The organism is Actinomycetes bacterium, from assembly GCA_036000965.1.
Classification (GTDB): domain Bacteria; phylum Actinomycetota; class CALGFH01; order CALGFH01; family CALGFH01; genus DASYUT01.
Genome location: DASYUT010000275.1, coordinates 1 through 1,950, shown reverse-complemented (window position 1 = coordinate 1,950; position 1,950 = coordinate 1). Strand labels below are relative to the sequence as shown.

2 protein-coding genes are annotated in these 1,950 nt (G+C 69.7%); both read right to left on the bottom strand.

What is annotated here, in order from left to right:
- Positions 1 to 349: 349 nt before the first annotated feature.
- Positions 350 to 1,099 carry a YoaK family protein gene (locus tag VG276_24235; GenBank protein ID HEV8652408.1) on the bottom strand — a complete coding sequence of 250 codons (750 nt, stop codon included), beginning with the start codon at positions 1,097 to 1,099 and terminating at the stop codon, positions 350 to 352.
- 25 nt (positions 1,100 to 1,124) lie between these two features.
- The gene (locus VG276_24230; GenBank protein ID HEV8652407.1) at positions 1,125 to 1,628 is read right to left on the bottom strand and encodes a hypothetical protein; all 504 of its coding nucleotides are present in this window, start codon (positions 1,626 to 1,628) and stop codon (positions 1,125 to 1,127) included.
- Between the last annotated feature and the right edge of the window lie 322 nt (positions 1,629 to 1,950).

Sequence of the window (1,950 nt, the reverse complement as noted above, 5' to 3'; positions counted from 1 at the left end):
TCCCGACGTCGCAGGTCTGGGTGGAGGCGGAGAAGGTCTCGGCGGCCAACGCCACGACCGTTTGTGCCGCGGTGCCGTCGGGCAGGGTCAGATCGATACGGATCGCCGGGCTGAGCGGCCTCTTGCGGGCGGTGAACTCCTTGGTGAGGAAGACCACGACCAGCTTCGCGCCATCGTCCAGGTGCGCGTCGAAGTACCACCACTCGTAGGTGCCCCCGGGAGCCGTCGGTACGCATTCCGTCCTCCCACGGCTTGATCGCGCGGGGTTGGATGCCGATCCGCGCGTAGTCGTCGGGGGTGCCGCCCAGGCGAGCGGGGACGGGTGTGGCGCTGGTTCGGGACATGGGGGTCACACTCCTCTCGAATGCCTGGATCCTGGCCTGGTCGCGGCCGCGAAGCTGTCGGCCGGAGATGTCTCGCGGGACCGGCCGAACCGCAGCGCTACCGCGGCCAGCGTGATCACAACCGCCGCGGCCAGCACCGGAAGGGCGAGGTCCACCCGTAGCAGCAACGCGCCTACCAGCGCCCCTGCGGCCATGAGCCCAACGGCGGCGAGGCGACGCCCCACCCGTGGGCCGCGCCCGGCCAGACGGAAGTCGGCGGCCAGCCCGGTCAGGGTCAGCGTGAGCACGGTGGTAGTGAGATCGGGAACTGCCAGGCGCCGCACGGTCGCGTTCTGCAGGCCAAGGGCCGCGGCCAGCAACGCGATCACCGCGTAGCGCCGACCGCCGCCACCGTCGAGTGGCAGCCCGATGGCCACGACGCCCGCCGTGATCACCAGGCCCAGCTCGATCAGCAGCGTGATGCTGAGCCACCGTTGCCGCGCCGAGGCGGACACCGGGGTGTTGGCCGGTCCGACAAGGCGGGTGGCGAGCCGCCCGCCGCCGGCAGCGCCCACCAGGAACACCGTCAGCGACACCGTCGGCCCCAGTACGGGCAAGCCTTGGGTTCCGGCGGCGCCGAAGGCCAGCAGGACGACGTTGCCGGTCATGTTCGCGGTGAACACCCGGCCCAGCCCCAGGTAGCAGGCGGCATCGACCAGGCCGGTGACCAGGGTGAGCAACCCCAGAGCGACCAGCGGCGGGTCCGCGCGTCGCACGGCGTCAAGACGCGTCGATCCGGCATCAGCTGGCATCGAACGTCATCTCCCGCACACCACCCTCGTTGCTGTCATGCCGTGCGTAGGAGACGTCGTAGTCGGCGAGGAGCCGCAGAAGCCGGTTGGCGTCGTGTCGGGTCGGGGCGTAGAGCCAGAGTGCGGCACCGCCTGCCTGGGCATTGGCGAAGTAGCGCCTCCTTGCCTCGTGATCGGCCGTCAGCGCGTTCACCACCTTGGCCAGCCAGGAACGTCCTGCCAGGAAGTGGGCCTCATTGCTCAGAATCTCCTTCGCGCTGTACAGCCGCATGTCCTCTGCGGGCACCCCGTGTTCCTGGAGACCTCGCTGCGCTCGCCGGGCCTCATCACTGTCCTTGAACAGCACCTCGAGGTAACCCTTAGCTGAGAAGGTCCAAGGACGCCGATTGTGCCCCGTCGGGGGCTTTTCCATCGGCCAGTCGTGTGGTTCACCTTGAATCGACTCTGCTGATCCGGTTGCCGTCGGGACGGCTTCGCCTTCCATCTGCCGCATCTCGCACCACCTGGTGGCTTGTCGAGCTGGGCTGGTTGACCTGACGCTTCCCAGCTTCGCCACCATCTGGCCGGCTGTCGTCGTGGCCAGCGCCAATCTGGCCTACCTGCTGGCCGGTACCGCTGGACTGCAGCTGACGGGGGGTCATGATGGGCGCTGGCCGCGACGACGTGCGCCCGCTGGTGGGTGAACCTGCATGGCATGAAGATTGGCCACGCGCTGCTCGCCGGCGGCGCGGCCCGGGCCCGGTCCACCGGGTCCAGGGGCGTGGCGCTGGCGGTGCTGGCCACCGCGCGGTTGGTCGTCGCGCTGGACTACGCCA